The sequence below is a fragment of the Actinoplanes sp. NPDC023801 genome (assembly GCF_040639655.1).
In the GTDB taxonomy this organism is placed as follows: Bacteria; Actinomycetota; Actinomycetes; order Mycobacteriales; family Micromonosporaceae; genus Actinoplanes.
Genome location: NZ_JBFAAI010000002.1, coordinates 535,736 through 562,642 on the forward strand (window position 1 = coordinate 535,736; position 26,907 = coordinate 562,642).

Sequence of the window (26,907 nt, forward strand, 5' to 3'; positions counted from 1 at the left end):
TTTTGTCGTGGTGCGAAGATGACGTTCATGCAGAAGATCCCCACGCTCTTCCAGCGCGATCCCGAGGACCGCAAGCGGGTGCTGCCCGTGGCGAATCCGGAGTGCCGGTGGGTGCTCGACGGTGAGGGGATCGCCACCCGCAAGTACGACGGCACCTGCGTGCTCCTCGACACCGACGGCACATGGTGGGCTCGCCGGGAGGTCCGGCCCGGCCGGCCGCGCCCGCCGCACTACCGGCCGGTGGTCACGGACGAGAACACCGGCAAGACCATGGGCTGGGAGCCGATCCGGCAGTCGGCCTACGCCCGGTACCACGCCGAGGCGATCACGGCCGCGCCGGTCGAGCGTGCGCCGGGCACCTACGAGCTCATCGGAGAGAAGATCAACGGCAATCCCGAGGGCGTACGCGGACACGCGCTGATCGCCCACGCCGACGCCGAGCGCCTGGACGCCCCGCGCGAGCTGGAGGCCCTGCGCGCGTACCTGCTCTCGCGCCCGTGGTCGGAGGGCATCGTCTGGCACCACCCGGACGGCCGCCGGGCGAAGCTGAAGCACCGCGACTTCGCCTGAGCACCTCGCACCGGGAGAAGGATCGCGCGGTGCCGTAAACAGCCGTTTACGTCGCAGCGACGTGCCGGACAAGCTGGCACAACACGGCGGAGGGACGGTTGTGACAGATCTCGGGGACGGGCCGGTGACGGCCGCGCCGCGACCTGATCGACGCGTTGCTCAAGCCGCACTGACGTCACGGCCGGGTGATCCACACGTCGTCGACGGCGCCGTGGAACTGGTCGTTGTGGCTGTGGGCGCTCTTGCCGCCGATGTTGAGCGACATCGGGTTGTCGATGCGCAACTCCGGCGGGATCGGGGTGGCGCCACGGTATCCGCCGTCGATCATGATCGACAGCTCCGCCGGGCCCCGCCGGCAGGCGATCCGGTGCCAGGCGCCGTCGGCCACCCCGACGTCGGCGACGGCCACGTGGATCGCCCGTGACCCCTCCCCCACCAGCACACAGCTGGGGTGCCCGCCCCGGCCGTCGATCTGCAGCTTGTACTGGCTGCCCTCGGCGGCGTACCCCTTCTGCAGGACGTTCTGCCCGTCCGTGGTGTGCTCCGGCGGCAATCGCACCGACGCCCCGAAACTGAACGGCTCCGCGCCCGGGTTGAGGCTGTCCCGGCTCAGCACCCGCAGTACCATCCGCGGGCACGGCTCCCGGGTGCACGGCGGCGGGAACTGCACCGCCCGGCCGGCACCGTGCGGTATCCGGCGGGGCCGGGCCTGGTTGCCGGTGAACGGCGTGAGGTCGTGCCCGGACCGGGAGACGTCGGCCCACGGCCGGGGACCATCGAAGCCGTACCGGGCGACCGTCACCGTCAGCGGCGGTGGGCTCGGGGTGACCCAGACGGCCGGAGCGGGGCCGCCGGATTCGCGGGTGGTCGCGGCCACCGCGACGGCGGCAGCCGGCAGTGTCACCGCCAGGGCGATCGTCGCGACGCGGCGCCAGAACCTCACATGCGGTCAAACGCGCAGGTCGCCGCCGGGGTGGCGGCCGGACCCCGGACTGACCAGCCCGGTGTCGTACGCCACGATGGTGGCCTGCACCCGGTCCCGTACCCCGATCTTGCCGAGCAGTGCGTTGACGTGCACTTTCACCGTGCCGGTGGTGATGCCGAGCAGCGCGCCGATCTCGGCGTTCGACAGGCCCTGGGCGATGGCGGTCAGCACGTCGCGTTCGCGCGGGGTGAGCGCCGCTATCCGCGGGTCCGGTGCGGGCGGCGCCGCCAGGGTGCCGGCGGCGAAGGCGTCGATCAGGCGGCGGGTCACCACCGGGCTGAGCATCGCCTCACCGGCCGCGACGGTACGGACCGCGGCCACCAGATCGGTCGGCTCGGCGTCCTTGAGCAGGAAGCCGGACGCGCCGGCCCGGAGCGCCTGGAAGACGTATTCGTCCTGGTGGAACGTGGTGAGCACGAGCACCCGGGGCGGGTTGGGCCCAGCGGTGAGGCGGGCGGTCGCGGTCAGCCCGTCGACGCCGGGCATCCGGACGTCCATCAGGACCACGTCCGGCGACACCGTCCCGGCGAGGGTGACGGCCGCGGCGCCGTCCCCGGCCTCGCCGACCACCTCCATGTCCGGCTGGGAGCCGACGATGGCGGCCAGCCCGGCCCGGACCATCACCTGATCGTCGACGACCATCACTCGGATCGTGATGACGACACCTCCTGTCCGGCGGCTTCCGCCCGGGTGGTCTGCGGCCCGGCGGCCGTGCGGGTACCGAGGCCGTCCAGCAAGGATCGCATCGCGGTCAGAGCCTCCCGGGCGGCGCCCAGGACTCCGGGGAGGTCGCCGCGCTCGGCGGCACCGGGCACGGCGGCGGCGTGCCGGAGCACGGCCTCCTGCAGTCCGACCGCGATCCGGCGCCGTTCCAGCAGGGCCCGGAACGCGGCCTGCTCCAGTTCCTGGGCGACACCGCCCTCCTCCAGGGAGCGGCGCCGGTCCCGGCGGCGGCGGGCCGCATGCCCCACGCCCCACGGGCCGAGCATGACCACCGACAGCACGAGCGTGCAGGCGATCATCATGAGGCCCGCGAACAGCACGTTCACCACGACGTCGGACTCCTCGTCGGGAGCCACGAACGCGAAGGTGAGGGCGAGCCAGAACGCCGCCGGCACGGCGGCACCCGGCACAGCGAGTGCGGTGAGCCGGGGCCGGGCACCCCACGACGCGACCGCGTGCACCGCCGCGAGATCCACGACACCACCGAACAGGAACACGTAGAACAGGCCGGACGGCACCTGTCCGGTGAGGGTCAGCAGCGGTCCCAGCCCTCCGGTCAGTGCCACGGCGGCGAGCACCCACCAGGCCGCCCGCCGGCGCCACAGCATCGGCGCGGCGTGCACCAGGGTGGCCAGCAGCACGAGCACGGTCTCGGACCTGGTCATGCCCTCCTCGACGGCGATCACGACCCCGAGGACCGGCGCCAGCAGCGCCAGCGCCACGGCCGCGGCGTCGAGGGCCGTCCGGTCGCCCGGCGCCGGGTACGCCGCTCCCGCACCCACCACCTCGGGGAACACCGCCCGCACCCGCCAGCCGCCACCGGCCACCGGCCCGGCCTCGCAGGTGCCGCCGATCGACTGGGCCCGCTCGCACATCCCGGCGATGCCCCGGCCACCGCCGAGCCCCGCGGTCGTCCCGGTGCCGCCGCGATCCTCGACGAGCAGCTCCGCGTCGGTGTACCGGACCAGTACCTCGCTGCCCGGCGCGTACCGCAGGGTGTTGGTGAGCGCCTCCCGGACGATGCCGTACACCGCCTCGGCGCGATCCGGGGACGGGTCGCCGCCGGGCAGTTCGAGGGTGATCCGCTGGCCGAGTTCGCGGAACCCACCGGCCAGGTCGGCGAGTGACGGCGTGTCGTCCTGCAGCCCCGCGAACGGCATGATCGCGACCAGCTGGCGCAGCGCCGCCAGGGTCTCCCGCCCCGTGCGGGCCGCGAAGTCCAGCGCCTCGGCACGCAGCTCGGGCCGCTGCTCACCGAGCATCTCGGCGGCCGACGAGTTCACCACGATCGAGGTCAGGTGGTGTGCCGTGACGTCGTGCAACTCCCGGGCGAGACGGCGCCGCTCGGTGTCGGCGGCCTCCAGCCCGGCCTTGCGGGCCGTGTCGAGCCGGCGTGCCGCCTCGGCCCGTTCGCTGTTCCACCGGGCCCGCCGCCGCCCGAGCGCGACGACGAGACCGTTCCCGGCCAGCGACAGCACAAGGTAGGCGGCCACCTCGGCCCCGCTCGTCCGCTCCGCCGACGCGACCGCCTCGGCTGCCGTCACCGCACCGTCGAGGACCGCCGCGGCGGCGAAGGTCCACAGCGTCACGCGCAGCGTGGTGTGCACGGCCACACTGAACAGGGCGATGACCTCGGCGATCCCGATGATCAGCAGAGCGTCGTAGGGATCTCCGTACTGCGGTTCAGCCGGCGCGATCAGCAGGGCGAGGCAGTAGCCCGCGAACACGGCCGCGAGCACCGGGACCGGCCGCTCCCGCCGCAGGCCCAGCGCCGCCCCGATGCACAGGCAGAGAACGGTCACACCGATCGCGCGGCCGATCGCCACGGGTTCGCCGTCGAGCAGCAACCACCCCGGCCAGTAAAACAGCTGACCGGCGACGAGCAGCCCGGGAAGCGTCCACCTGGCCATGGTCCAGAACTCTATCGAGCCCCGCCACCCATCGACCGGCGGTACGGGTTCCGCGCCGGGTCACATCCCCGGCACGAAGGCCGTCGCGTGGTGCGGCCCGACCCGGCAGGCCGCACCCTCATGGTGGTCAGACGTCGTCGAGGGGACCGGTGGGAAGCTGGCGGCGGATCACCTTGCCGGTCGGGTTACGCGGCAGCTCGTCGATGAAGACCACGTCGCGGGGCACCTTGTAGCGGGCCAGATTGGCGCGGACGTAGTCGCGGATCTCCTGCGGATCGCGGGCGGCCCCCTCGACAGGCACGATGAAAGCGCGCAGCCGGCTGCCGAAGTCCGGGTCGTCGACACCGATGACAGCGGCGTCCATCACGTCCTCCCGGGCGGCGAGCAGGTTCTCGACCTCGAGCGGGTAGACGTTCTCCGCACCCGAGATGATCATGTCGTCCTCGCGGCCGTCGATGTAGAGCAGCCCGTCGGCGTCGAAATGGCCCTGGTCGCCGGTGGCCATGTGGCCGTCGATGACCTGCTTCTGCTGGCCGTCGGTGTATCCCTCGAACGGGATGCCGGTCCGTACGAAGACCCGGCCCTTCGCCCCGACCTCGGTGACCGGCCGGTCGTCGGCGTCGTAGAGCGCGACGTGCACGGTGACCGGCGGCCTTCCGACCGTGCCCGGGGACTTGCGCAGTTCATGAGGCTGCGCCACGGAAGCCACGGCGACCTCGGTGGACCCGTACACGTTGTAGAGCACGTCACCGAAGACGTCCTGGAAGCGGACACACAGGTCGGGCGGCAGGGCCGAGCCGGCCAGGAAGACGGTCTTGAGCGACGAGGTGTCGTACTTCGCGATGACGTCCGGGCCCAGGGCCAGGATCCGGTTGAGCATCGTCGGGACGGCGACCAGCATGTGCGCGCGGTGCTCCGCGATCGCGGCCAGGACCGCCTCGGCGTCGATGCGGCGCAACAGCACGGCATGGTTGGCCAGGGACAGTCCCACGGTCCACGCGCCGAAGCCGGTGGCGTGGAACAACGGGGACGCGATGACCGCGGTGCCCTGCCGGGGGAAGTCGATCCGGTCCGCGATCATCGCGCTGGCCAGCGGCGACACCTTGGTCCGGGGCGCGCCCTTGGGCAATCCGGTGGTCCCGCTGGTCAGGATGATGAAGCCGCCGGGCTTCTCCGGCAGCGGCAGCGGCACGGTGGTCGGCTCGGCGGCGGTCAGCTCCTCCACGGTGAGCACCCCGTCGGCGCGCTCGTAATCGTCGTCGGCCCAGCTCAGATAGCGCGGAACGTCGTCCGGGAGCCCGTCGACGGCGTCGGCGAACTCGCTGTCGTACATCAGAAATCTGACGTTCTCCCGTCTGATCACCTCGAGGAGCTGGGAGGCGGCGAGACCGGTGTTGAGCATGGCCAGCCGCAGTCCGGCGCGGGCGGTGCCGGTGATGGCGAGGGCCAGGCCGCGGTGGTCACGGGCGAGGACCCCGATCACCGCCTTCGGCGGCAGCGACACCTTGCGCAGGGCATGGGCAAGCGCGTTGGAGCGTTCGAAGAATTCGCGGTACGTCCACGTGCCCCGCTCGTCGGTGAGGGCCGGCAGGTCGGGGTGCTCGAGGGCGGCCTTCTCGGTGAGGGCCGCCTGCGGGCCGATCTTGGCGTTGTTGCCGGCGGCCTTGATCAGGCGGTCCGGGCGCAGCAGGTTGACGATGCCTATCTGATGCATCCGCACCACGGCGTGGAGTTGTTCGAGAGCGCTCACGATCGACCCTTCCAGGAGGGAGCTCGGTTCTCGGCGTAGGCGCGGATGCCCTCCTGGGCGTCCGCCGAGCCGATCACCTCGCCGGCGATGTCGGAGAGACGGTCGAAGGCAACCGCGGCGCCCCAGTCGCGGTGTTCGTCGACGATGCGTTTCGAGAGCAGTACGGCCAGGGGCGCGTTCGCGGCGATGTCACGGGCGAGTTCCAGCGCGGTGTCGAACGCCTTGCCCGGTGACGTGACGCGGTTGATCAGGCCCAGCTGGTGCAGCCGGCCCGCAGGCATCGGCTCACCGGTCAGGGCCAGTTCCAGGGCGGTGCTGCGGGGCAGGCTCTGTGCGAGCCGGAGTACCCCGCCGGCCGCGGCGACCAGGCCGCGTTTCACCTCGGGGATGCCGAGGACGGCGTCCTCCGCGGCGACGATCAGATCGGCGGCGAGCGCGAGTTCGCAGCCGCCGGCCAGGGCCGCCCCCTCGACGGCGGCGATCAGCGGTTTGGCGGGCGGCCGGGCGGTGATGCCGAGCAGTCCGCGGCCCTCGGTGATCGGGTACTCGCCGCGGGCGGCGGCCTTGAGGTCCATGCCGGCACAGAACACGGGGCCCGAGCCGGTGAGGACGGCCACCCGGGCGAGCGGGTCGGCCTCGAAGGCGTCGATCGCCTTCTCCAGGGCGCGGGCGGTGGCCAGGTCGATGGCGTTGCGGACCTCGGGCCGGTTGAGCCGGAGGACCGTCACCGGGCCGTGCCACTCGACGAGCAGGGGCGGGGCCGGAGGCGGCGGCAGTCGGGCCGCCGTCCCGCCGCGTTCCGGCGCCTCGGCGGGGGCACCGCGTTCCGGGTCGCCGGCCGCGACGAGGGTGGAACCGTCGAGGTCGATCCAGCGGCCCACCAGGTCCGGCACGTCCGGGGCATCGGGGATGCGCAGGACGACGCGATCCCCGTCCGGGGTGATCGCGGTGACGATCGTCGCCTCCGGCACTCCGTCGCGGCCGTAGGGAACGGTGCAGGCCTCCAGCACCGCGGGGCCGGTCCAGGCGCCGATCGCCCGGCGCGCGGGAGGCCGCGGCAGGCGGGGGTCGATGTCGATGTCGCGGTACTCCCGGCGCGGCGGGCGAGCCGACAGCACCGTCGCGGCGTGCTTGGTGAGATACCAGCCGAGAGCGGTCGCCAGCCCGTAGCTGTCCGGCTTCGATCGCAACAGTGGAACCAGGGTGGCGATCGCGTGACTGGAGTAGTTGTTGCCCGGCCCGCCCGCGAAGGTCAACCCGCCCGTGACGGTCAGAGGCCGTCCCGGATCATCGATCGGCAGACCCAGCTCGAGGGCGGCGATCTGCACCGCCGACGGGAAGCACGCGTACAGGTCGATGTGCTCGACGTCGTCGATCTCGATGCCGCTGTGCGAGAGGACCGCGTCACCGATCGCCTTGATCGCGGGTGAGGCGGCCAGGTCGGCGCGCTCGGTGACGTACCACTCGTCGGTGGCATGCGCCCCGGCGTGCACGAACACCCAGCGGTCCTGATCGATGCCCGCTTCGGTGGCCGCCGCCGCGCTGCACACGATGATTCCGGCGCCCTGGTTGACCTGCAGATTCGCGGTGAGCAGCTTGGGATAGGGCGCGGAGACCATACGGTTGGCGGTGGTCGGCGCGGCCAGTTCCTCCGCCGTGTGCGGGGCCGGCTGCCAGGCGTGCGGGTTGCCGGCGGCGACCCGCGAGAAGCCGGCCCAGAGACGGCTGATCCGCTCGCGGTGGGAGACGGGATCGAGGCCGAGCCGGCGCCGGACGGCCGACTCGATCAGGGCGTAGAGGTAGATCGGGGCGACCAGGCCGGCGGCGGTCTCCGGGTCGTTGTTGGCCGGGGCGTCGCTCCCGACGGTCCGGCCGGGCTCGGTGCCGTCCGGCTGCACCGGCCAGTCCAGGGTCCGCCCGGCCCGTTCGGCGGCGGCCGCGGTGGAAGCCGCTTCGGCGCCGCCGAGGAGCGCGACCGAGGCGTGACCGGAAGCGATCGTGGCGGCCACGTCGTTGAGCAGCCGCAGCGAGCCGTCGCCGCCGAAGATGGTGGTCTGCACCGTCGAGACCGGGCCGGCTCCCAGCGTGGCGGCGATCAGCGCGGCGCCGTCCGGGTACTGCCACGAGACGCTCGCGACGTACCCCACCAGGTCGGCCCTGGTGAGCAGAGCTTCGGCGCCGCTGTCCCCGGCGGCCAGCCGCAGTGCCCGCACGGCGAGCGAGACCGGGTCACCGCCCACCGGCTCGGTGGACCGGTCGGACACCTGCCCCACCCCGACGATCACCGGTGTCCACGGGTCGATCTCCGCCCCGGTGCGATGGTGCCGGATCGGCGCGGGCCGGGGACCGGGCGGCGAAGCGGACGGGCGCGGACCGTTCCCCACAGCGGTGCGGGCCGCGGACGAGGACCCAGCGGCGGGCGGCGGCGACCCGGCGCGGCCGGAGGACCCGGCGGCCCGGGACGCGGGCGTGGATTCCGCGGTGGTGTGCCCGGAGGACGTGCCGGCCGCGATGCGGGCCAGCTCGTCCAGGCTCTTGCGCATGGCGTCGGCGAGGTTCCGGGCGACCATCGGGCCCACCGGGCCGTCGGCCGGGCCACCCTCGACACCGCCGTCGAAGCGGACGGTCGAGCCGCCGCCCGGAGACCCGGCACCGGCCGGTGTCACCGACAGGTAGAACCCGACCGAGATACCCATGGGTGCGGTGCCCTCGAACCAGACGGCCCGCTCCGGCACCACGCCGACGACCGTCCAGCGAACCTCGCTCGGCACTCCCATCAACCTGATCCGTTGCCGGAACCGCACGCCCGCGGCGAACTCCCCCGGTGCTCCGTCGATCCAGCCGGCGTGCTGGAGAACCCAGTCCGGCATCCGCTCCGGGTCGCTGAACACCGCGAACACCCGCTCCGCCCCAGCCTCGGCCCCGACCGAGACGCTGCACGGGTGGGCGAAACGGCGCGGTGGTTCGAGGGCTTCGGGGGGCGCGGCCGGCTCGGGCGGGCGGCGGCTCAGCGCCGTCGAGGCGGCCGCACGCGCGACGGCGAGCCCGGCCCGGAGACGGGTGAGTTTCCCAGCGGCCATCGACGCTCCCCTAACAGTCTGACGTGACGGTAAAGGGGTGACGTGGGTCACGGCAATAGCCCGCCGATCACTGAGTACCAGCCGCATGGACGCAACTAACCGTCAAGCCGTACGGTAAATGGCGTGAAACGAACACAGGCGCAACGCAGCGAGGCCACCCGGGGCAGGATCCTGGAGGCCACCGTGCAGTGCCTGGTCGAGCGCGGCTACGCGGAGACCACCACCGCCGAGGTCCTGGCCCGTGCCGACGTGCCCCGCGGCACCCTGCTGCACCACTTCCCGACCAAGGCGGATCTGCTCGTCGGTGCGGTGCACTACGTCGCGGGCCGCCGGATCGAGGCTCTGATCGCCGAGCTCGCCGCGATCCCGGCGGAGACGGATCGTCTCGACGCGCTGATCGACATCATCTGGCGGCATTTCTCCTCACCGCTGTTCTGGGCCGCACTCGAGCTGTGGAACGCGGCCCGCACCGACGCCGAGGTACGCACGGCGCTGCTGCCGGTGGAGAAGGAGATCTTCGCCGTCCTGCACGACCGGGCACGCACGCTGCTGAGCGAGAGCTCGCCCGGCGATCCCCGCGTGCCGACCGTGGTGGAGTTCAGCTACGAGGTCCTCGCCGGACTCGCCATGACCGGCATAGTCAGTGGTGACCTGGGCCGCCGCGAGCTGCTCATCCGCCGCTGGAAGCGGGCAGCAGCGATCCTGCTCGGTCACCGCGACCCGTCCACTCTCGTCGAACGTGCCCGCTCAAAGGAGAGTTAGTTGTACGAGACCCCGGAACGCCTCGCCCTCGCGGGCTCGATGAAGCAGTTCGTCGGCCGTGAGATCCGCCCCCACCTGGCCGACTGGGAACGGGCCGGTGAGATCCCCCGTGAGGTGCACGCCAAGCTGGCCAAGGCCGGCCTCTACGGCATCGGGTTCGCCGAGGAGCACGGCGGCGACGGCGGTGACACCGTCGACACGGTCGTGGCCACCGAGGCGTTCCTCGAGGCCGGCGGGTCGTCCGGGGCGCACGCCGCGCTCTTCACCCACGGCATCGCGCTGCCGCACATCGTCGCCTCCGGTGACGAGAGCCTGATCAACCGGTTCGTCCGGCCGACCCTGGCCGGGGAGAAGATCGGCGCTCTGGGCATCACCGAGCCGGAGGCCGGCTCGGACGTGGGATCGCTGCGCACCACGGCGGTCCGTGACGGCGACGTGTACGTGGTGAACGGCGCGAAGATGTTCATCACCTCCGGCATCCGGGCCGATTTCGTCACCACCGCGGTACGCACCGGCGGCCCCGGCGCGTCCGGGATCAGCATGCTGGTGATCGAGAAGGGCACGCCCGGCTTCACCGTCTCCGGCAAGCTCGACAAGATGGGATGGCTCTGCTCGGACACCGCGGAGCTGTCGTTCGCCGATTGCCGGGTGCCGGCCGCCAACCTGGTCGGCCCGGAGAACTTCGGGTTCGCGCTGATCGGGCAGGCGTTCGTCGCGGAGCGGGTCATCGCGGCGGTGCACGCCTACTCGGTGGCCCAGCGCTCCCTCGATCTCACCCTGGAGTACGCGCGCGGCCGCGAGACCTTCGGCCGCCCGCTGATCAGCCGCCAGGTGGTCCGGCACAAGCTGGTCCTGATGAAGCAGCGGATCGACCTGGCCCGCCAGTACACCCGGTGGGTGAGCGAACGGCACGCCGCCGGTGAGCCGATGATCGGCGAGGTGTGCCTGGCCAAGAACGCGGCGGTCGAGGCCTGCAAGTACGTGGTCGACGAGGCCGTGCAGTTGCACGGCGGAACGGGATACATGCGCGAGTCCGAGGTCGAGCGCAACTACCGGGACACCCGGATTCTCGGGATCGGAGGCGGCGCCACCGAGATCATGACGGATCTGGCCGCAAAGATGTTCGGCTACCAGTAACAAAACCAGCTGTACAGCACCGCTGCCTCAGCAGCGTTGAAGCAGCGGTGGCGTACAGCTGGGGGTGATAGATCTTCATGCATGACTGATTCGGATTGGGTGCCTGCCGGGATCGACACGAGCCGTCCGAGTGCCGCCCGGGTGTACGACTACTTCCTGGGCGGCACCCACCATCTGCCGGTGGACCGCGAGCTGGCCGGCCACATCGAGGCGATGACCCCGGACATCGGCGCGACGATGCGGGCCAACCGGGCATTCCTGCAGCGGGCGGTGCGGTTTCTGGCCGGGGCCGGTGTGCGGCAGTTCCTCGACATCGGCTCCGGCATCCCGGCGACCGGGAATGTGCACGAGATCGCGCGGGTGGAGGCCCCGGGCTCGGTGGTCGTCTACGTCGACGTGGATCCGGTGGCGGTCGAGCACAGCCGGGCGATCCTGGCCGGCGTGGAGCGTACCGGCGTGGTGCTGGCCGACGCACGGGACACGGGCACCATCGTGGCGGAAGCCGCCGGCCTGATCGATTTCGGGCAGCCGGTGGCCGTACTCCTCGCCGGGGTTCTGCATTTCGTTCCGGACGACGACGATCCGGCCGGTCTGGTGGCCGCGTTGCGTGACGTCACCTCGCCGGGCTCGTACCTGGTGATCTCGCATGCGACGGCGGACGGGCAGCCGCCCGAGGTGGTCGAGGCGCAGAAGCTGTCGTCGCGCACCGGCACCGGGATCGTCCTGCGGTCGCATGCCGAGATCGCGTCGTGGTTCGACGGGTTCCCGCTGGTGGAGCCGGGTCTCGTGCACATCCCGCTGTGGCGTCCCGGGGCGGGCGAGACGGTCGATCGCCCGGAACGTTTCGGCGCGTACGCGGGGGTCGGCACCGCCTGAGAAGGCGACCCGCGAAGGGGCCCGCGCCGCATTTGAAAGCGACCCGCGAAGGGCCCGGCGCCGACTGAAAGGAGCCTACGAGGAGGGCCTGCCGGGGGTCGGAGCCGCCTGAACGAGAGCGTCGATCAGCTTGTCGATGGTCCCCGGGAAGGCCGAGTTGTACATCGACGGCAGGTGCTCACGCACCAGGTGCACGTTGGGGTAACCGTCGGCGGGCAGTGCGGTGTAGACCCGGGACCACGCCTCCTGCTCGGCCGCCTCCTGCTCCGGGGTCAGCTCGGCGGCGTCGACGGCGGCGACCGCCAGCACGGTGTCGACGAAGTCGCGGTAGTGGCGGACCGCGTCGGCGGGGGCGAATCCGGCGCTCAGCATGATGCCGATGCCGGTGTCGACGACCCGCATCTCGTGCGGGCCGGCGGTGACCCGGATCGCCCGCAGATGTGCGAGGCGCGGGTGCAGCCGCATCGACCGGCGCAGCGACGCGGCCAGGTCGCGCAGTGAGTCGGCCCAGTGCTCGCGCGGTACGAACTCGGCGAACGCGTCGCCGATGAGCCGGTCGGCAAGCGCGAGCAGCAGCGCGTCCATGTCGCGGAAGTAACGGTAGACGGCGGTCGGATCGGCCCCGAGCTCGGCACCGAGGCGGCGCACGCTCAGTTTGTCGCCGCCGGGCGCGTCGATCAGGCGCAGAGCTGTGTCGACGATCATGTCCGCGGTCAGCACGACCCCGGTGCGGGTTTTCCGGCGTCGGGCGCCCACGCTGCGCACACGTTCCACTCCAGGCACCACACCACCCTAGGCCCCTCTTATGTCAACGCATTGACATAAGCGTACCGCGAGCGGTTTCATCTGTTCACGAGATCTCCACCGGCCGACACCCGCGGAGACCTCGAGAGAGTTGAAAGGACTCACCATGGCGGCCACACCCCCCGCTTATGATCTGGCCATCCGCACCGACGAGCAGCGCATCCGCAAGGCTCTGGCCGGCGCTGCCCGCACCCCGTTCTGGCTGGAGGACCCGGGTCGGCCGGCCCCCCAGCCGGCGCTGAACGGCTCGACCGACGCCGACCTGCTGGTCATCGGTGGCGGCTACTGCGGGCTGTGGACGGCCCTGATCGCCAAGGAGTCGAACCCGGCGCTCGACGTCGTGCTGGTCGAGGGCAACGAGATCGCCTGGGCCGCGAGCGGGCGCAACGGCGGCTTCGTCGAGGCCAGCCTCACCCACGGCACCGAGAACGGGCGCCGGCACTTCGCCGACGAGCTGCCCATCCTCGACGCCCTGGCCGCGGAGAACTTCGCCGGCTTCGAGGCCGCGCTGACCCGGCACGGCATCGACGCCGAGTTCCAGAAGGAGGGCGTCCTCGCCGTCGCGACCGAGCCGCACCAGGTCGACGAGCTGCGCGCCGCGGTCAGCGGCAGCACCACGTTCTACGACCGGGAGGCGCTGGGCGCGCTGGTGAAGTCGCCGCTCTACCGAGCCGGGCTGATGCAGCACGAGGGCGCCGCCCTGGTGCACCCGGCCAAGCTGGCCTGGGGCCTCAAGGCCGCCTGCCTGCGGCTCGGCGTGCGGATCTACGAGAACACCCCGGTCACCGACATCAAGGACCAGGGCAACACGGTACGCGCGGCGACCTGGGCCGGCAGCGTGCGCGCGGGCAAGGTCGCGCTGGCCACGAACGGCTTCCCGTCGCTGCTCAAGCGCAACCGGCTGCTGACCGTGCCGGTCTACGACTACGTGCTGATGACCGAGCCGCTGACCGACGAGCAGGTGGCCGCGATCGGCTGGACGAAGCGGTTCGGCATCTCGGACACGTCGCGGCAGTTCCACTACTACCGGATGACGTCGGACAACCGGATCCTGTGGGGCGGCTACGACGTCGTCTATCACAAGGGTGGCGCGATCCGGCCCGAGCACGACCAGAACCCGGAGACGTTCGCCCGGCTCGCCGACCACTTCATGCGCACCTTCCCGCAGCTCGGTGACGTGCGGTTCAGCCACGCCTGGGGCGGCATGATCGACATGTGCACCCAGCTGGCCGCGTTCCAGGGGCGGGCGATGGGCGGCAAGGTCGCCTACAGCAGCGGTTTCACCGGCCTCGGTGTCGCCGCCACCCGGTACGGCGCGACCGTGATGCTCGACCTGCTCGACGGCCGGGACACCGTCCGTACCCGGGTGAAGATGGCGAAGCGGAAACCACTGCCGATCCCGCCGGAGCCGGTGCTCTACCCGGCCGTGCAGGTGATCCGGAACGCGATCGCCCGCGCCGACCGCAACGGCGGCCGGGACGGTTTCATCCTGAGGGCGGCGAACGCCGTCGGTTTCTCCTTCGACTCCTGACCCGTCAGGTGGGCCGGCCCGTCGGCAGGCCGGTCCACCTGCCCGTCAGGAGGGCGGTTCACCTGCCCGTCAGGAGGCCGGTTCACCTGCCCGTCAGGGAGCCGGTTCACCCCGCCCGGAAGCTGGGCTCGACCTCGCGCACGCAGTGTTCCGCGTCCTCGGCCGACACGCCCTGCGCGGTCAGTGCCGCCATCGCCTCGGCCGGCCGCGCACCGCCGTCCACCACGCTGATCCCGCCGCCACTGCCGCGCACCAGATGGATCCGGTACCGCGCCCCGGTCCACTCCACGCGCACCGCGGTGATCGGTCCCTCTGCTGGATAACCCATGGTGATGATCCTAGGGACCCGGCCCGCGATCATCCGCACCGAGTCACCCCGGTGAGCCGATCGTCTCCTCGCCCCTACTCCTCGAGCAGTGCGTCGAGAAGACCACGCAGCGTCCGTTCGAACAGATCCTCGCGGGGCGCTCCCGGTTGTGCGAACGAGGCGACCAGATGCGGGTACGGGGTGAGGTCGAGCCCGGTGAACGCGGGCGGCGGCCCGGACCGCTCGTTGCGGGCGAACAACGTGACCACCCCGGTCATCAGTGCCAGTGCCTCGAACTTGGCGGCGCTCGCGCAGCGCACCGGCGTGAGGACCCGCAGGCAGTGGTCGAAGAAGGCCAGACCCTCCGGGCCGATGCCGGTCGCGCGGCCGAGCAGCTCGATCAGCCATGGGTGCCGCCGATAGAGGCCCAGCTGCCGCCCGGCGAGTTCCAGCAGCGAGGCGATCGGATCCGGCCCCGGTTCGGGATAGGGACGCAACTCGGCGACCACCCGGTCGGTCATCAGGTCGAGCAGATCGTCGCGGGACGACAGATAGCGGTAGAGGGTGCCCGCCCCGGTGCCGAGGGCGGCCGCCACGGCCCGCATCGAGACGGCGGCCAGACCCTCGCTGCCGGCGAGCTCGACGGCAGCGGCCACGATCTCGTCGCGACTGTGGGTGGGCTGGGGTCCACGGCTGCCGCGCTCGGGCCTTGACCAGATCGGGGGTGCGTCACTCACCTGCACTACTGTAAACTGCGAACAGCGTTCGCGGTTTTCTGCAACTGCGGCACGCTTCTTCCGACGGGAGGTACCGAGATGATCGAGGCCAGAGACGGCGCGAGAATCCGTCTGCACACCACCGGCGCCGGGCCGGACCTCGTGGTGGTGCACGGCGGCGGCGTGACCATCGACATCTACCGGAGGCTGGCCGCCAGGCTCGCCGGCCGATTCACCGTCCACCTCTACAACCGGCGAGGCCGGGCCGACGCGCCACCGCGCAGCGAGCCCTACTCCATGCAGGAGGACATCGACGACCTGGCCGCGGTGCTGGCGCACACCGGAGCGGGCAACGTGCTCGGCCACAGCGGCGGCGCGGTCGTCGCACTGGAGGCGGCCCGGCAGCAGGTGCCGATGCGCCGGCTCGCCGTCTATGACGCGCCGCTGCAGGTCGACGGGCTGTTCCCGACCGGCTGGCTGCCGGGCGCACGGGCGGCCGCACAGGCCGGGGACACGGCACGGGCCCTGGCACTGACCGGCGCCGGCCTCAACACGCAGTCGGTGGCGGGCAAACTGCCGGTCGGTGTCCAGGTGGCGATCACCAAGTTGTTCCTGCGCACGCCGATCGGGCGGATGATGGGCGATCTCGTCGCCATGACCCTGGACGAGTCGCAAGCGATCCACGAGCACAGCGGGCCCGCCTCCCGGTGGGCCGGCATCACCGCCGAACTGCTGCTGGTGTGCGGATCGGGTGGCCCGCCGTACTACCCGAAGATCAACGCGGCGCTCGCCGCGGTCGTCCCCGGCGCCCGCACCCTCGAGATCCGGGGCAGCGGGCACGACGGCCTGGCCCGGGCCGATCCACGACTCGTCGAGCCGTTCGCCGAGTTCTTCGCCCGGCCCTGAACCGTACGGCGAAGCACGGCCCTGAACCGTCCGGCGAAGCGAGGCCCAACGACACCCTCCGACGAAGCGCGGGCTAACGGCCCTTCGCGGCTGCGGAGGCGGCGGCGGTCCAGTCGTCGCCGACACAGCCCTCCTCGTAATCCCACCAACCGTCACGGGCGCCGGCCCGGAGAACCCGCTGGACGCCGGCCAGGTCGGCGCCCGGCGGCACCTCGAGGGCGACCAGGCCGTACTGCTGGATGCCCTCACCGGTGACGCCGAACGGCTCGAACGCGTCCAGCACCCGCTGGCGGGAACCGCGCAGCGGGCCGCTGCGGAGCGGCGCGACCCGGATCGTGCAGTTGCCGGACCACTCGACGTGCTCGATCGCCCAGAGCACGCCGTCCGCGTCCGGTCGTACCCGCACCAGGTCACCGCTGGCGATGCCCCGCACGAACCAGGGGACGTTGGTCAGGCGTACCACGTCGCCGGAGACGGTGTCGGCCCACAGGCTCTCCACGTCGACCGGTGGCCAGTCGGCAGCGTCGCGGGGCAGGTCGAAGTGCACCTTGACGCTCCCCATCAGGTGCCTCGTCCGCTCATCGCCATCCCCGTCCGGCCCGGGTCACGTCCCTGAGGTGACGTAGTCTCCCAGAAGATCAGCCCGCACCGCCCTCGGGCGTGCGTGCGAACCATTCCGCACGGGTGATCGCATACTCCACCTCACCCTCCTCCGAGCCGGGGATGGGCGGGTAATCAGGGAAGAACGTGCGCTGGTAACGGAGACCGGCCTTCTCCATGACGGCCCGGGAACCGGCGTTGACGGTCATCGTCTGAGCGACGATCCGTTCCTGGCCGGCCGTCTCGAAGCCGTGCCGCAGCAGTTCCCGGGAGGCCTCGCTGGCGTAGCCCTTGCGCCACTGGCTCCGGGCGAGCCGGTAACCGAGTTCGGCGGCCGACGGCTCGTCCAGGGGCGGAAGCATCATCAGACCGACGAAGTCACCGGCCCGGTCGGACGCCATCCAGTAACCGAGGCCGTCCACCCGGCGCCCCAGCTCCATCCGCCGCCGGTGTGACTCCATCACCTCGTCGCGGGTGCGGGTCCGGCCGTACAGGTAGCGCAGCACCTCGGGGTCGGAGTCGAGCTCCATCTCCAGCTCCAGGTGCTCGTCGGCGAGCGGTACGAGGAGCAGCCGTTCGGTGTGCAAGATCGGTTGCGGCATCCGCCCACGATCACACAGCGGGCGCCGGTCCCGCGACGGATAAAAGCCGGGAGCCGGTCCGGGACACGATGGGCGTGTCCCGGCCCTGCTCCCGTCACGCCCGCGTCAAGCGTCGCAGGCGATTCCGTTGCGCTCCGGATCCAGCTTCTGACGGTCCTGCCCGACCACCTTGAGGTCTTCGAAGCCGTGTTCGCGCAGCCAAACGCACTTGTCGGTGACACCCGCCGGGAACCGCACCGGGACGCAAGTAGCGATGGTGCCGTAGTTGCGGTCGCAGCCGTCGACGGCCGGCGGCACCTTCACGGGGGCCGTCGGCTTGCGTTTCGGCTTCTGGCGGGGGATGCCGGGCTGGCCCGCGAACGTCTGCACGAACGGCGCCGGGGTCGCCTGCCGGGCCGGCTTCGCCACCCTTGCGGCCCGTTCCGGGGTCTTGCCGGCGGTGGCCTCCTTGTCGGCGACCGGACCGCGGGCGCTTGGCGACACGGTGGGCAGAACCCCGCGCGCGGCGACCGAGGTGGTCCGGACCGTCCCTGGATCAGGGGAGTCGAGCGCGACCCAGCTGACTCCGGCGGTGACGGCCACCGCGGCCAGGACCAGCGCGGCGAGACGTGTACGGCTCATCCGACTTTCACCCACTTCGCTACCGACGGGACGCCGTTGGTGCCGACCACGAACAGCATGTACCAGCCCGGCGGCGCCAGGTTCGGGTTGCTGGTCAGGTTCAGATCGATCGCGTTGCCGTCGACGGTCATCGGCAGGTCGACGAACCGCTGGTTCGGGTCGCTGGAGTGCGTCACGGCCGCCGGGCGAATCAGCTCCGCCTTCAGGACCGGCGAGTCCACGGTGATCCGGTTCGAGCTGCCGTACGCCCAGTTGGTGCCGGCCATGCCGGTGATCTGCGGACGGGCGCCCTTGAACAGGTACGGCGGCGAGTAGACCGACACCCGCATGTCGAACGTGCCGTTGCCGGGATTGTCGCCGACCGCCATGACCCGGCCGTCCGGCAGCAGGAACGCCGACGAGTGGTAGCCGCGCGGCACCGGGTCGGTGGCCATGCCCGGCGTGAACGTGTTGGTGGCCGGGTCGTACATCGACGCCTCGTAGACGGGGTCGGCCCGGTTGTGCAGCGCACCGCCGGTCTCGAACACCTTGCCGTCCGGGAGCAGGACCGCGGAGACGTACATCTTGCCCTGGTCGCCGGTCTGCGGAACGCCGCCGGTGAGGGTGCCCTGCGGGATCGCCGGACCGGCGGTGTACGCGGGCGACGCCTGCTTCAGGTCGATGAGGTCGGTGAGCCGGTGGGCGTCCGGGTTGGTCTCGATGTTGCCGCCGCCCATGGTCAGCACCTTCTGGTCCTGGGCCGGTGGCAGCAGCACGCTCATCGACTGGTCCCGCTCGTCCTTCTTCCGGAGACCGGGAACCGGTGTGATGGTGTTCGCGCCGTAGTCGTAGATCGACGAGCCGGTGCCGGGCGTGCCGTTGCCGAAGACGTGGCTGCCGGTGTAGAAGAGCCGGCCGTCCTGCATCAGGATCATCGACGGGTACAGGCCCCAGAAGTTCCACGTCTGGTTGGCCTCGCCGATCCCGAGCCAGCGGTTCTCCGACTCGTCGAAGTACTGGGTGGCGACCATGCCGTGGGAGTCCTCGCCGAGACCACCGAGCGAGATGACGTCACCGTTGCCGAGCGCCGTGGCCGACGGGTACCACGACCCGGCGGTCATGTCGTTGACCCGCGTGTAGGTGTTGTTCGCCGGGTCGAAGACGTACGAGTTCTTCAGCCCCTTGTAGCCGTGGCTGCCGTCCGCCGCCGGGTAGTCCTTGTTGCCGCCCATGACCAGCACCCGGCCGTCCTTGAGCTGCACGTGCCCGGAGCAGAACAGGTCCTCCGGCGTCGGCACCGCGGTGAACTGCCCGGTTCCGGGCTTGTAGACGGCGGAGGTGAAGGTCTTGGCGGCGAACGCGGCCGGATCGTTGCCGGAGCCGGCGATCAGCAGCACGTTGCCGTTGCGCAGCACCACGGCGTGGACGGCCCGCACCGACGACTGGAACGGCATGACCTGCCAGGCACCCTTGACGCACTTGTCACCGGCGCTGCACGACTCGTCCGGCACCGTCTGGGTGGCGTCGACCATGGTGTAGTCGTCGGTCTTCAGGGTGCCGTTGCCGTAGATCGTGATGCCCCAGACGATCTGGTCGGTGTTCGCCGGGATCTGCGGGGTGCGGACCGTCTGCTTCGTCCAGCCGGTGGCCACTGGCAGATTGGCCAAGTCGGTCCAGTACACCCAGCCCTGAGCGACGTCGTGCCGGAACACGGTCATCACCGTGTTCGCCGTGGTCGTCTTGTACCAGGCCGACAGGTCGTACTGATGGCCCGGTGTGACGTTGGGCGCGCACGAGGTGTCCTCGAGCATCATCGCCTTGCGGTCGCCCTGCCCGGCCGTGGTCAGGGTGACCGACATCGACCGGGCGCCGGAGTGCGCGTCGGTGCTGACCGCGAAGGTGTGGCCGTTCGCACCCCAGCCGGACTGCTCCCAGCAGACCGGGAAGCCGTCGGCGGCGAGCGACTCCAGGCCCGGGTTGGCGATCAGGTTCGCGCCGGCTGACGCCGGACGTTCCGGAAGACCGAGGAAGAGTACGAGTGTGAGCACCAGGAACTGGGCTATGTGGAGCCGGTTGCGCCGGCTCAGCAGCGGTCGTGGTTGGGTCATGACTTCTTCCCGGCTCGGTAGATCAGCCTGTCGGAGATCAGGAATCGGACGACGAAGGACGCGACGAGGGTCAGCAGGTTGCCGGCCAGCACGCCCAGATGCAGGCCGCTGACCAGCAGCGCCAGCAGCGGGATGCGCAGCAGCAGGTCGGCGTTGCCCATCAGGAAGAAGCGGCTCATCCGGTGGACGAGGCCGCTGCGCCGGTGATTGCGGTAGAGCAGCGTGTCGGTGAGCACGAAGTTCCAGCCGACCGCGACCACGTTGGCGGCGGCCGCGGCGGCCGTGTAGTGCATGTCGGTGAGGTGCAGCAGCGCCCAGAGCACCGCCTGGTTGGGCAGCAGGCCGGAGAGCCCGATCAGCGCGAACGCCAGCATCCGCAGCCGGGCCGGGCCGAACCGCAGGACACCCACGTGCTTGAGGAAGCGCAGGCCCTCGGCCGCGGTCGACTTGGACTCGCCGGCGTGCCGGGCCTGGAAGCCGTAGGGCACCTCGACGATCCGGCCGGGCCGGTTGCGGACGATCAGCTCCAGCAGGATCTTGTAGCCGAGCGGTCGCAGCTGCCCGGCGTCCAGGGAACTGGCCCGGATCGCGAACAGGCCGCTCATCGGATCGCTGACGGACAGCAGATGGTTCCGGAACAGGGTCTTGACCAGCAGCGTCGAGCCGCGGGACACCAGCTTGCGGTACCCGTCGGCGAGACCGCCGGTGTGGCCGCCGTGCGCGTACCGGCTGCCCACGACCAGGTCGGCGCCGTCGCGCAGGCCGGCCGCGATCAGATCGGGCACGATCTCCGGCGGGTGCTGCAGGTCGGCGTCCATGACGACGATCCACTCGCCGCAGGCGATCCGCATCCCCTCGACCACCGCGCCGCCGAGGCCGCCGGCGCCCTGCTCCCGGTGGTGCACGGTGATCGCGATCGGATAGTCGCGGGCCAGTTCCTCGATGACCGCCGGGGTGCCGTCGGTGCTGTCGTCGACGAACACGATCTCGGTGTCGTGGTGCGGCAGGGCCGCGGCCAGCCGGGCCAGCAGGGCCGGCACGTTGTCGCGCTCGTTGTAGGTCGGCACGATGACGCTCTGCCGCAGGGTGCCCGGCTCCGGACGGATGCCGATCTCGCCGGGCAGCACGGCCCGGGTACGCCCGAGCCGGCGGTACCGGTCCAGCGACAGGGTCTTCTCGCCCGGGGTGACGGTGGCCTGGTGCGGCATACCGACGGCCGCCCGCCCCTGTGCCTGGGTGGTCATGATGAAGGGGTCTCCTTGTTGATGCGGCGGATCTCGATGCGCCCGTCCGCCGGGCCGAACGAGGCTTCCAGCGTCGAGTTCGTGAGCAGGGCCGTGACCAGCGGCAGCGAACTGGGGTCCTGGCGCAGCGCGGGCGTCGACACCAGGTAGTCGACGTCGCGCCAGCCGTTCGGCAGGCGGGCCCGCACGGCCGGGTCGAGGTCGAGCTTGTAGAACCAGATGACCTGTTCCTCCGGGAAACCGGCTTCCACGCAGTCGACCCAGAGCACGTCGTCGACGACCACGGTGGTGCCGGCCCGATCGGGCACGGAGGTGCGCAGATATTCGGCGGCGGCCGTGTAGCCGGCGTTGTCGTCGGCGGTCAGGCTGCGGTGGTTGCCGGCGACCCAGCGCGGGCCGATCAGCATCACCGCGAGCAGCACCGCGACGGTCGCCAGCGCGGGCCGCCACCAGCGCCGGCGGTCCGGTACGGCACGGGCGGTCACGTCGACCATCCCGGCCGCGACGATGGCGAAGAACGGCAGGATCTGGACCACGTACATGGCCGGCAGGTAGCCACCGGGCCGGACCGCGACCAGCACCAGGATCACGGCGGCGACCGCCGGCGGGCGCAGCCGGCGCACGAACAGTGCCGGCACCGTGGCGAGCAGGCCGGCGATCAGGATCACCGGGTCGTAGAAGAGCCAGGACTGGATCAGATCGTACGAGCCGGAGCCGGCCTGGAAGGCGCTGCCCGTACCGGAGCGGTTGGCCAGCTGGAACTGCCAGGCGCCGATCAGCGACACGTGCCCGGGGCCGGGGAACAGTTCGCCGCGCAGCAGTGCGTAGAGCGGGTAGAACATGCCGACCAGGACCAGGCCGCTCAGGTAGCCGCCGACCGCCCACGGACGGGTCGAGCTGCGGGCCGCGTTCTGCCACAGCGCCACGCACACCGCCGGCAGGGTGACCAGCATGGTCTCCTTGCTGAGCACGGCGATCGCGGTGGCCGCGCCGGCGGCGGTGTAGTGCCACAGGTTGCGGCGCGGGGACAGCACCAGCGCAAGCGCGCCGAGCATCCAGGCGACGGCGAAGGTGTCGAGGTAGATCTCGCGGTACATGGTGACGGTCAGCGGCGACAGTCCGAAGAGCAGCAGGCCGATCGCGGAGGTCCGGATGCCCATGCCGAGGCGCCGGCAGATCAGGTAGACCAGCAGCAGGGCGGCCGCCACGACCGGGATCATCGCGACCCGGCCGGCCGTGACGGCGGGGCCGCCGACACCGAAGAGGTCCGGGATCCAGGAGAGTGCGGCGAGCTGGATCCAGGCCAGCGGCGGATGGTCGTACCAGTACGTGTAGTGGGCCAGGCCCTTGCCGGTGGCGACCGCCCAGGCCTGCGCGTAGTACGTGCCCTCGTCGTCACTGGCCATCGGGAAGCCGGTGATGTTGATCGTCAGGAGCACGAGCACCACCGCGGTCAGGCCGCCGGCGAGCAGCCCTTCGCCGCCGGTGAGCTCGCGCCGGCGTACCCGCGAGGGCTCTTGATCGTGCTCGGGGACCAGGACTCGCGTCGCGGGTTTCCCGGCCAGGCCGGCTCGCGCCTTGGGAATGAGTGCGGTGGTCCGCTGCGGCTCACTGGTGGTCGTCATGCGGCCCTCACCTCGGCGGCCTCGGTGCCGGCGGTGGTGTTGTTCAGGTGGGCGCCGATGTGTGCGGTCAGTTCCCAGTTGCGCCGGCCGGTGTATTCGCGCCAGACGGCGCGCAGTGCGGCGACGCTGAGGACCAGGGCGTACGGGAAGGCGCCGAGGATGAGCCGCGCGTAGTGGATCGGCTTGATCTTGAGATTGTACTGCAGGCCGAAGTCGCGCAGGCCGACCGTCTGGAAGACGATGTTGGCGGTCATCGGCACCACCGGCACGAAGGTGGCCAGGGCGATGCCGATCGGCAGGTCGGCGAAGATCGCAACGGCGACACCGATCGGGATCGCCACGCCGGAGAACGCCTGCAGGAACGGGCCGACCAGGGTGTACCGGGCCAGCACCCGCTGACCCAGGGACGGCAGCCGCCGCCACTCCCCCTTGCGCAGCACCTGCAGGAAGCCCTGGTTCCAGCGGGTGCGCTGCTTGAGCAGGCTGCCGAGGGTGTCCGGGGTCTCCTCACGGGTGACCAATGACGCCTCGTAGGCGACGACGACCTTGGCGCCCCGGCTGGACAGGCGCACGCCGAGGTCGCAGTCCTCGGCGAGGCAGGTGCCGTCCCAGCCGTTCGCGGTACGCAGCACGTCGGTGCGCACGAAAACGGTGTTGCCGCCGAGCGGGATGAAACCCTTGCGGGCGTGCAGGTGGAGCCGGCTGCGGAACCAGAAGAAATATTCGAGGCAGTTGTGCAGGCTGTACCAGCTGGAGTGGAAGTTGATCAGCTGGACGCCGCCCTGGACGACGTCGGCGCCGGTCGAACGGAACGCGTGGTCGACGTGCTCCAGCAGATGCGGATGCACCTGGTCCTCGGCGTCGAAGACCCCGACCACGTCACCACGCACGTACGGCAGGGCGGTGTTGAGAGCGCGCGGCTTGTTCTTCACCTCGTTGTGGTCGGTGACGACAAGGACGCGGCCGGGCGCGTTCTCCGCCGCCCGGTGGGCCACCGCCGCCGTGTCCGGGTCGTCGTGCCCGACGATGACGATGATCTCGTAGCCCTGGTGGGTCGAGCGGAGCAGGCGCTGAATGGTGTGTTCCAGCACGGCCTGCTCGTGCCGGGCCGGCAGCAGGAGGGAGAACGTCAGCCGGTGGTCACCGTCCGGTTCGGCGAAGCGGGTCGCGGCGAGCGTCTCCGGGGTACGCCACGCGTGCATCGTCCACCAGAGGGTCACCGCCGCGAACGTGGCCAGCACGACGGAGGTGAGAATCATGACGGCGGCAGCCAAGGTCGTCGCCTTTCAGCAAAGGGGAATACGCCTCCAGAAATGGAGCGGCCCGACCTTATCGCGATAACCCGTACGCCATTCAAGTCGATCTGACTATTTCCCACTTCCCGGTGATTCGTTTCGACTATTTTCCCGGGAACCGCCGGTCGGATCAGCGACAAATTCCGTCATGCAAACCCATTTCCGGGTAACAGAAACAGCCCGGCGCAAGGATCCGGGTGCGGCCGGGCATCGGGGCGGGATACCCACTGAAAGAACATAAGCCATGTCGGCTCTTTCCCGTGTCACGCTTCCGGGGGAACGACCCCGACTCTCCCCAGGCGTTCGCGATCGACTCGACAAATGCGGCATGTGTCCCATTTGCCGTCAATGTGGATTACGCATTGTCCTGTTGACGATAATCACGTGGAGGAAGGTGATCACGAGGAGCAAGATGATCGGCGTCCCTCACTTTTGGAGTACATGATGCTGGACTCGACGCTCCGCAGGCGGTCCCTGTTCGCCGCCGGCGGAGCCCTCGCCGGATCGATCACCCTCGCTTCGGCAGCCGACGCCGCCCACTCGGCGGGCACCCCGCTCGAACAACTTCTCGCCGGCAACCGGCGGTTCGTCAGCGGCCATGGCAAGCACCCCCATCAGACCCCGGCCCGGATCCGCGAGATCGCCGCGGGGCAGCACCCGTTCGCCGTCATCCTCGGCTGCGCGGACTCCCGGGTCGCCCCGGAGATCCTCTTCGACCAGGGTGTCGGTGACATCTTCGACAACCGTGTCGCCGGCAACGTCGTCGACGACCTCCTGCTCGGCAGCATCGAGTACGCGGTGGAGGAGTTCCATCCGCCGCTGATCATGGTGCTCGGCCATGAGCGCTGCGGCGCCGTCTCCGCGACGCTGAACGCGATCCGGACCGGCGGCGAGGCGCCCGGCCACATCTCCTCCATCGTGGAGGCGCTGCGGCCGATCCTCGAGCCGTACGCCGACGACCCGGACGGCGTGGAGAAGGGCGTCCTGGCCAACATCCGGGCGCAGGTGTCCTCACTCGTGACGCGCAGCGAGATCGTCGCGCACAGCGGGGCCCGGGTGGTCGGGGCCCGTTACGACCTCGACACCGGCAAGGTCACGCTGGTCCACTGACCGGTCAGGAAACGCCTACGCGGTCGTCGGCCATCCGGTCGCCGGCCGCGCAGAGGCCGGTCAGGGCCAGCGCCTGACGCACGTGGCCGCGCGGGTTGACGATCTCGTACCCGAAACCGGCACGCAGTGCCCGGGTGTAGCCGATCAGCAACAGATCGATGCATTCGCTGCCGATCGAATCGACGTCTTTCATATCGACGATCACCCGGTGGCCGCGGCGGCCGGAGGCGAAGGCGTCACGCATTCCGACACGCAGAACCCGATCGGCGCCCCGGTCGAAGGCGCCGATCAGGTGCAGATGGACGGAGGATCCCGTCCGCAGGTTGGTTCGCTCGATCTCGTAACGCGGGTCGGTCATGTCAGAAGTGGTACCCGCGCAATGTGTCCGGGAGCCGAAATCCCGATGACACCGTGACCGAGCCAACATATTCCGGCCTCAGAACGGAACGCAGACCGGCTCGCTGTAAAGCAGATCGATCTGGTGCGGTGCCAGGCTGCCACTGCGGAACATCCGGCGGCGTTCGGCGAGCACCACGTGGCGGGCCGCGGCGGTCTCCCGATGGTCGAGGTAGAGCTGCAGATCCTCTATGCGGCGCGGATCGGAGGTCACCACCCGGCCCCGGCCGGGCAGCGCGGGCCAGGGCACATTGGGTACGGCCAGCAGCGTGCTGTCCAGGTACCGGAATCCGAGGCGCTCGTTACCGGCCGCGAGGAGCATGAAGCCCGTGGTTCGGTGCCGGGGCCATGAGCGCGATTCACAAAGCCGCGGCCCAGGCCAGCGGTTCGTGGTGCGGATCGACCCATGGGCCTTTCCCACCGTCGTCCTATTTCTTGGCCTTCGCCGGCTGCTGCCCGTACAGGCAGCCGGACGTCTTGCCGACCTTGCGCAGTCCGGTCAGGTCGCCGGCGCCCCACACCGCCTTCTTCGACGTGATCGTGTGGTACATGATCTGGCTGCGGTCGTTCTGCTCCGGGTGGGCCAACCCGATCGCGTGGCCGATCTCGTGCATCAGCACCGCTCCGGTGGTGCCGCCGGGCGCCGACCCGAACCCGCGGGCCATCGACTTCAGCGAGGTCGCGTTGAGCACCACCGAGCCCTCGACCATCATCAGCGCCTTGCCGCCGGACGGGGTGAACGCGCTCTGCCAGGCGCCGCCACCCATGCCGAGTGCGCGGGCGCCGGACGGCAGCCATTTGCTGTGCCTGCCGGGGGTGGCCCACGCGATCACGAACTCGGTACCGGCCGGGTAGGTTCCCTTGTAGCCCTTGTTCGCCTGCGGGATCACGTCGGTCGTCCCGGCGTAACGGAACGTCAGGCCGGTCGCCGCCGAGATCCGGCTGAACGCCGTCTTCACCTCGGCCAGCGAATTCTTCGGGGCCCGGTCCAGGTTGACCCGGTAATCGAGCGGGCCGGCACACGGGTTCCAGCGGGCGATCAGGGCGTCGCCGTGCGCCTGGCTCATGAAAGCGTAGGCCTTCGCACTGCCGGCGGCGGCCAGAGCCACCCCGGGCTGAGCCACCACCAGCGTCGACACCGCGGCGAGCAGGAGCAGAACGCGCTTCATACGGGAGTTCCGATCTGAAAAGAGGGACCCCATTCTGGGATCGCCACGGGTGCCGCTCCGGGTCATCGCCGGGTGCCGATCGGTTGCCAGGCCCCGCCGGC

25 protein-coding genes are annotated in these 26,907 nt (G+C 70.9%); 7 read left to right on the forward strand and 18 right to left on the reverse strand.

Annotated features, from left to right (window positions below):
• Positions 1–27: 27 nt before the first annotated feature.
• On the forward strand, positions 28–570 hold the full coding sequence (locus AB0G04_RS06880) for a hypothetical protein (RefSeq protein ID WP_360977653.1): 543 nt from the start codon (positions 28–30) through the stop codon (positions 568–570).
• A gap of 175 nt (positions 571–745) precedes the next feature.
• Here AB0G04_RS06880 and AB0G04_RS06885 read toward each other — a convergent pair whose 3' ends face one another.
• The 5 genes from AB0G04_RS06885 to AB0G04_RS06905 all read right to left on the reverse strand — a co-directional run bounded on the left by AB0G04_RS06885 (position 746) and on the right by AB0G04_RS06905 (position 9,018).
• Positions 746–1,513, reverse strand: a complete 768-nt coding sequence (locus AB0G04_RS06885; RefSeq protein WP_360977656.1) for a LamG-like jellyroll fold domain-containing protein — start codon at positions 1,511–1,513, stop codon at positions 746–748.
• A 6-nt stretch (positions 1,514–1,519) separates the two neighbouring features.
• Positions 1,520–2,197 (reverse strand): response regulator transcription factor, encoded by a 678-nt coding sequence (locus tag AB0G04_RS06890; protein ID WP_360977659.1) that lies wholly within the window; start codon positions 2,195–2,197, stop codon positions 1,520–1,522.
• Positions 2,197–4,188 carry a histidine kinase gene (locus AB0G04_RS06895; RefSeq protein ID WP_360977662.1) on the reverse strand — a complete coding sequence of 664 codons (1,992 nt, stop codon included), beginning with the start codon at positions 4,186–4,188 and terminating at the stop codon, positions 2,197–2,199. Before AB0G04_RS06895 ends, AB0G04_RS06890 begins: the two co-directional genes overlap by 1 nt.
• A 127-nt stretch (positions 4,189–4,315) precedes the next feature.
• Positions 4,316–5,938, reverse strand: coding sequence for an acyl-CoA synthetase (locus AB0G04_RS06900; protein ID WP_360977665.1), 1,623 nt, complete (start codon positions 5,936–5,938; stop codon positions 4,316–4,318).
• Positions 5,935–9,018: a crotonase/enoyl-CoA hydratase family protein gene (locus AB0G04_RS06905; RefSeq protein ID WP_360977668.1), complete on the reverse strand. Its 3,084-nt coding sequence runs from the start codon at positions 9,016–9,018 to the stop codon at positions 5,935–5,937. The genes AB0G04_RS06900 and AB0G04_RS06905 overlap by 4 nt, the downstream gene beginning before the upstream one ends.
• 123 nt (positions 9,019–9,141) lie before the next feature.
• Here AB0G04_RS06905 and AB0G04_RS06910 point away from each other — a divergent pair, with 123 nt between their 5' ends.
• From AB0G04_RS06910 to AB0G04_RS06920, 3 genes are all read left to right on the forward strand, one after another.
• Positions 9,142–9,780: a TetR/AcrR family transcriptional regulator gene (locus AB0G04_RS06910; protein WP_360977671.1), complete on the forward strand. Its 639-nt coding sequence runs from the start codon at positions 9,142–9,144 to the stop codon at positions 9,778–9,780.
• Positions 9,781–10,917, forward strand: a complete 1,137-nt coding sequence (locus tag AB0G04_RS06915; protein WP_360977674.1) for an acyl-CoA dehydrogenase family protein — start codon at positions 9,781–9,783, stop codon at positions 10,915–10,917.
• An 81-nt stretch (positions 10,918–10,998) separates the two neighbouring features.
• Positions 10,999–11,793, forward strand: coding sequence for an SAM-dependent methyltransferase (locus tag AB0G04_RS06920; RefSeq protein WP_360977677.1), 795 nt, complete (start codon positions 10,999–11,001; stop codon positions 11,791–11,793).
• Between the two features lie 75 nt (positions 11,794–11,868).
• On the opposite strand, the gene AB0G04_RS06925 is transcribed toward AB0G04_RS06920, so the two are convergent.
• Positions 11,869–12,549 carry a TetR/AcrR family transcriptional regulator C-terminal domain-containing protein gene (locus AB0G04_RS06925; protein ID WP_360977680.1) on the reverse strand — a complete coding sequence of 227 codons (681 nt, stop codon included), beginning with the start codon at positions 12,547–12,549 and terminating at the stop codon, positions 11,869–11,871.
• 154 nt (positions 12,550–12,703) lie between these two features.
• Between AB0G04_RS06925 and AB0G04_RS06930 the strand changes: the two genes are divergently transcribed.
• Positions 12,704–14,128, forward strand: a complete 1,425-nt coding sequence (locus AB0G04_RS06930) for an FAD-dependent oxidoreductase (protein ID WP_360977683.1) — start codon at positions 12,704–12,706, stop codon at positions 14,126–14,128.
• Between the two features lie 106 nt (positions 14,129–14,234).
• Here the strand turns inward: AB0G04_RS06930 and AB0G04_RS06935 are convergent, their stop codons facing one another.
• Both AB0G04_RS06935 and AB0G04_RS06940 read right to left on the reverse strand, forming a co-directional pair.
• A complete protein-coding gene (locus AB0G04_RS06935) occupies positions 14,235–14,456 on the reverse strand; it encodes a hypothetical protein (protein ID WP_360977688.1) in 222 nt (73 codons plus the stop codon).
• Between the two features lie 74 nt (positions 14,457–14,530).
• A complete protein-coding gene (locus AB0G04_RS06940) occupies positions 14,531–15,172 on the reverse strand; it encodes a TetR/AcrR family transcriptional regulator (RefSeq protein ID WP_360977691.1) in 642 nt (213 codons plus the stop codon).
• Positions 15,173–15,250: 78 nt separating this feature from the next.
• Here AB0G04_RS06940 and AB0G04_RS06945 point away from each other — a divergent pair, with 78 nt between their 5' ends.
• Positions 15,251–16,057 (forward strand): alpha/beta fold hydrolase, encoded by an 807-nt coding sequence (locus tag AB0G04_RS06945; RefSeq protein ID WP_360977694.1) that lies wholly within the window; start codon positions 15,251–15,253, stop codon positions 16,055–16,057.
• 73 nt (positions 16,058–16,130) lie between these two features.
• On the opposite strand, the gene AB0G04_RS06950 is transcribed toward AB0G04_RS06945, so the two are convergent.
• From AB0G04_RS06950 to AB0G04_RS06980, 7 genes are all read right to left on the reverse strand, one after another.
• Positions 16,131–16,619 (reverse strand): DUF4265 domain-containing protein, encoded by a 489-nt coding sequence (locus AB0G04_RS06950; protein WP_360977697.1) that lies wholly within the window; start codon positions 16,617–16,619, stop codon positions 16,131–16,133.
• A gap of 76 nt (positions 16,620–16,695) precedes the next feature.
• Positions 16,696–17,259: a GNAT family N-acetyltransferase gene (locus AB0G04_RS06955; protein ID WP_360977700.1), complete on the reverse strand. Its 564-nt coding sequence runs from the start codon at positions 17,257–17,259 to the stop codon at positions 16,696–16,698.
• Between the two features lie 105 nt (positions 17,260–17,364).
• Entirely contained in the window at positions 17,365–17,880 is a 516-nt protein-coding gene (locus tag AB0G04_RS06960; RefSeq protein ID WP_360977703.1) for a hypothetical protein, read from the reverse strand.
• Positions 17,877–19,967 carry a galactose oxidase early set domain-containing protein gene (locus AB0G04_RS06965; protein ID WP_360977706.1) on the reverse strand — a complete coding sequence of 697 codons (2,091 nt, stop codon included), beginning with the start codon at positions 19,965–19,967 and terminating at the stop codon, positions 17,877–17,879. The genes AB0G04_RS06960 and AB0G04_RS06965 overlap by 4 nt, the downstream gene beginning before the upstream one ends.
• Positions 19,964–21,211, reverse strand: a complete 1,248-nt coding sequence (locus AB0G04_RS06970) for a glycosyltransferase (protein WP_360977709.1) — start codon at positions 21,209–21,211, stop codon at positions 19,964–19,966. The genes AB0G04_RS06965 and AB0G04_RS06970 overlap by 4 nt, the downstream gene beginning before the upstream one ends.
• The gene (locus AB0G04_RS06975) at positions 21,208–22,836 is read right to left on the reverse strand and encodes a phospholipid carrier-dependent glycosyltransferase (RefSeq protein WP_360977713.1); all 1,629 of its coding nucleotides are present in this window, start codon (positions 22,834–22,836) and stop codon (positions 21,208–21,210) included. The genes AB0G04_RS06970 and AB0G04_RS06975 overlap by 4 nt, the downstream gene beginning before the upstream one ends.
• Positions 22,833–24,095 carry a glycosyltransferase gene (locus AB0G04_RS06980; RefSeq protein ID WP_360977716.1) on the reverse strand — a complete coding sequence of 421 codons (1,263 nt, stop codon included), beginning with the start codon at positions 24,093–24,095 and terminating at the stop codon, positions 22,833–22,835. Before AB0G04_RS06980 ends, AB0G04_RS06975 begins: the two co-directional genes overlap by 4 nt.
• 420 nt (positions 24,096–24,515) lie before the next feature.
• Here AB0G04_RS06980 and AB0G04_RS06985 point away from each other — a divergent pair, with 420 nt between their 5' ends.
• Positions 24,516–25,241, forward strand: coding sequence for a carbonic anhydrase (locus AB0G04_RS06985; RefSeq protein WP_360977719.1), 726 nt, complete (start codon positions 24,516–24,518; stop codon positions 25,239–25,241).
• Positions 25,242–25,245: 4 nt separating this feature from the next.
• Here AB0G04_RS06985 and AB0G04_RS06990 read toward each other — a convergent pair whose 3' ends face one another.
• The 3 genes from AB0G04_RS06990 to AB0G04_RS07000 form a co-directional block, all read right to left on the reverse strand.
• On the reverse strand, positions 25,246–25,599 hold the full coding sequence (locus AB0G04_RS06990) for an STAS domain-containing protein (RefSeq protein WP_360977722.1): 354 nt from the start codon (positions 25,597–25,599) through the stop codon (positions 25,246–25,248).
• 78 nt (positions 25,600–25,677) lie between these two features.
• Complete coding sequence (locus AB0G04_RS06995; protein ID WP_360977725.1) at positions 25,678–25,959, reverse strand: hypothetical protein; 282 nt, start codon at positions 25,957–25,959, stop codon at positions 25,678–25,680.
• A 106-nt stretch (positions 25,960–26,065) separates the two neighbouring features.
• Positions 26,066–26,806, reverse strand: a complete 741-nt coding sequence (locus tag AB0G04_RS07000; protein ID WP_360977728.1) for a matrixin family metalloprotease — start codon at positions 26,804–26,806, stop codon at positions 26,066–26,068.
• Positions 26,807–26,907 lie beyond the last annotated feature (101 nt).

Coding starts and splice junctions, on each gene's coding strand:
- AB0G04_RS06880 (WP_360977653.1), top strand. CDS start 28: ATGCAGAAGATCCCCACGCTCTTCCAGCGCGATCCCGAGGACCGCAAG.
- AB0G04_RS06890 (WP_360977659.1), bottom strand. CDS start 2,197: ATGGTCGTCGACGATCAGGTGATGGTCCGGGCCGGGCTGGCCGCCATC.
- AB0G04_RS06895 (WP_360977662.1), bottom strand. CDS start 4,188: ATGGCCAGGTGGACGCTTCCCGGGCTGCTCGTCGCCGGTCAGCTGTTT.
- AB0G04_RS06905 (WP_360977668.1), bottom strand. CDS start 9,018: ATGGCCGCTGGGAAACTCACCCGTCTCCGGGCCGGGCTCGCCGTCGCG.
- AB0G04_RS06920 (WP_360977677.1), top strand. CDS start 10,999: ATGACTGATTCGGATTGGGTGCCTGCCGGGATCGACACGAGCCGTCCG.
- AB0G04_RS06930 (WP_360977683.1), top strand. CDS start 12,704: ATGGCGGCCACACCCCCCGCTTATGATCTGGCCATCCGCACCGACGAG.
- AB0G04_RS06935 (WP_360977688.1), bottom strand. CDS start 14,456: ATGGGTTATCCAGCAGAGGGACCGATCACCGCGGTGCGCGTGGAGTGG.
- AB0G04_RS06945 (WP_360977694.1), top strand. CDS start 15,251: ATGATCGAGGCCAGAGACGGCGCGAGAATCCGTCTGCACACCACCGGC.
- AB0G04_RS06950 (WP_360977697.1), bottom strand. CDS start 16,619: ATGGGGAGCGTCAAGGTGCACTTCGACCTGCCCCGCGACGCTGCCGAC.
- AB0G04_RS06955 (WP_360977700.1), bottom strand. CDS start 17,259: ATGCCGCAACCGATCTTGCACACCGAACGGCTGCTCCTCGTACCGCTC.
- AB0G04_RS06960 (WP_360977703.1), bottom strand. CDS start 17,880: ATGAGCCGTACACGTCTCGCCGCGCTGGTCCTGGCCGCGGTGGCCGTC.
- AB0G04_RS06965 (WP_360977706.1), bottom strand. CDS start 19,967: ATGACCCAACCACGACCGCTGCTGAGCCGGCGCAACCGGCTCCACATA.
- AB0G04_RS06970 (WP_360977709.1), bottom strand. CDS start 21,211: ATGACCACCCAGGCACAGGGGCGGGCGGCCGTCGGTATGCCGCACCAG.
- AB0G04_RS06975 (WP_360977713.1), bottom strand. CDS start 22,836: ATGACGACCACCAGTGAGCCGCAGCGGACCACCGCACTCATTCCCAAG.
- AB0G04_RS06980 (WP_360977716.1), bottom strand. CDS start 24,095: ATGATTCTCACCTCCGTCGTGCTGGCCACGTTCGCGGCGGTGACCCTC.
- AB0G04_RS06990 (WP_360977722.1), bottom strand. CDS start 25,599: ATGACCGACCCGCGTTACGAGATCGAGCGAACCAACCTGCGGACGGGA.
- AB0G04_RS06995 (WP_360977725.1), bottom strand. CDS start 25,959: ATGCTCCTCGCGGCCGGTAACGAGCGCCTCGGATTCCGGTACCTGGAC.
- AB0G04_RS07000 (WP_360977728.1), bottom strand. CDS start 26,806: ATGAAGCGCGTTCTGCTCCTGCTCGCCGCGGTGTCGACGCTGGTGGTG.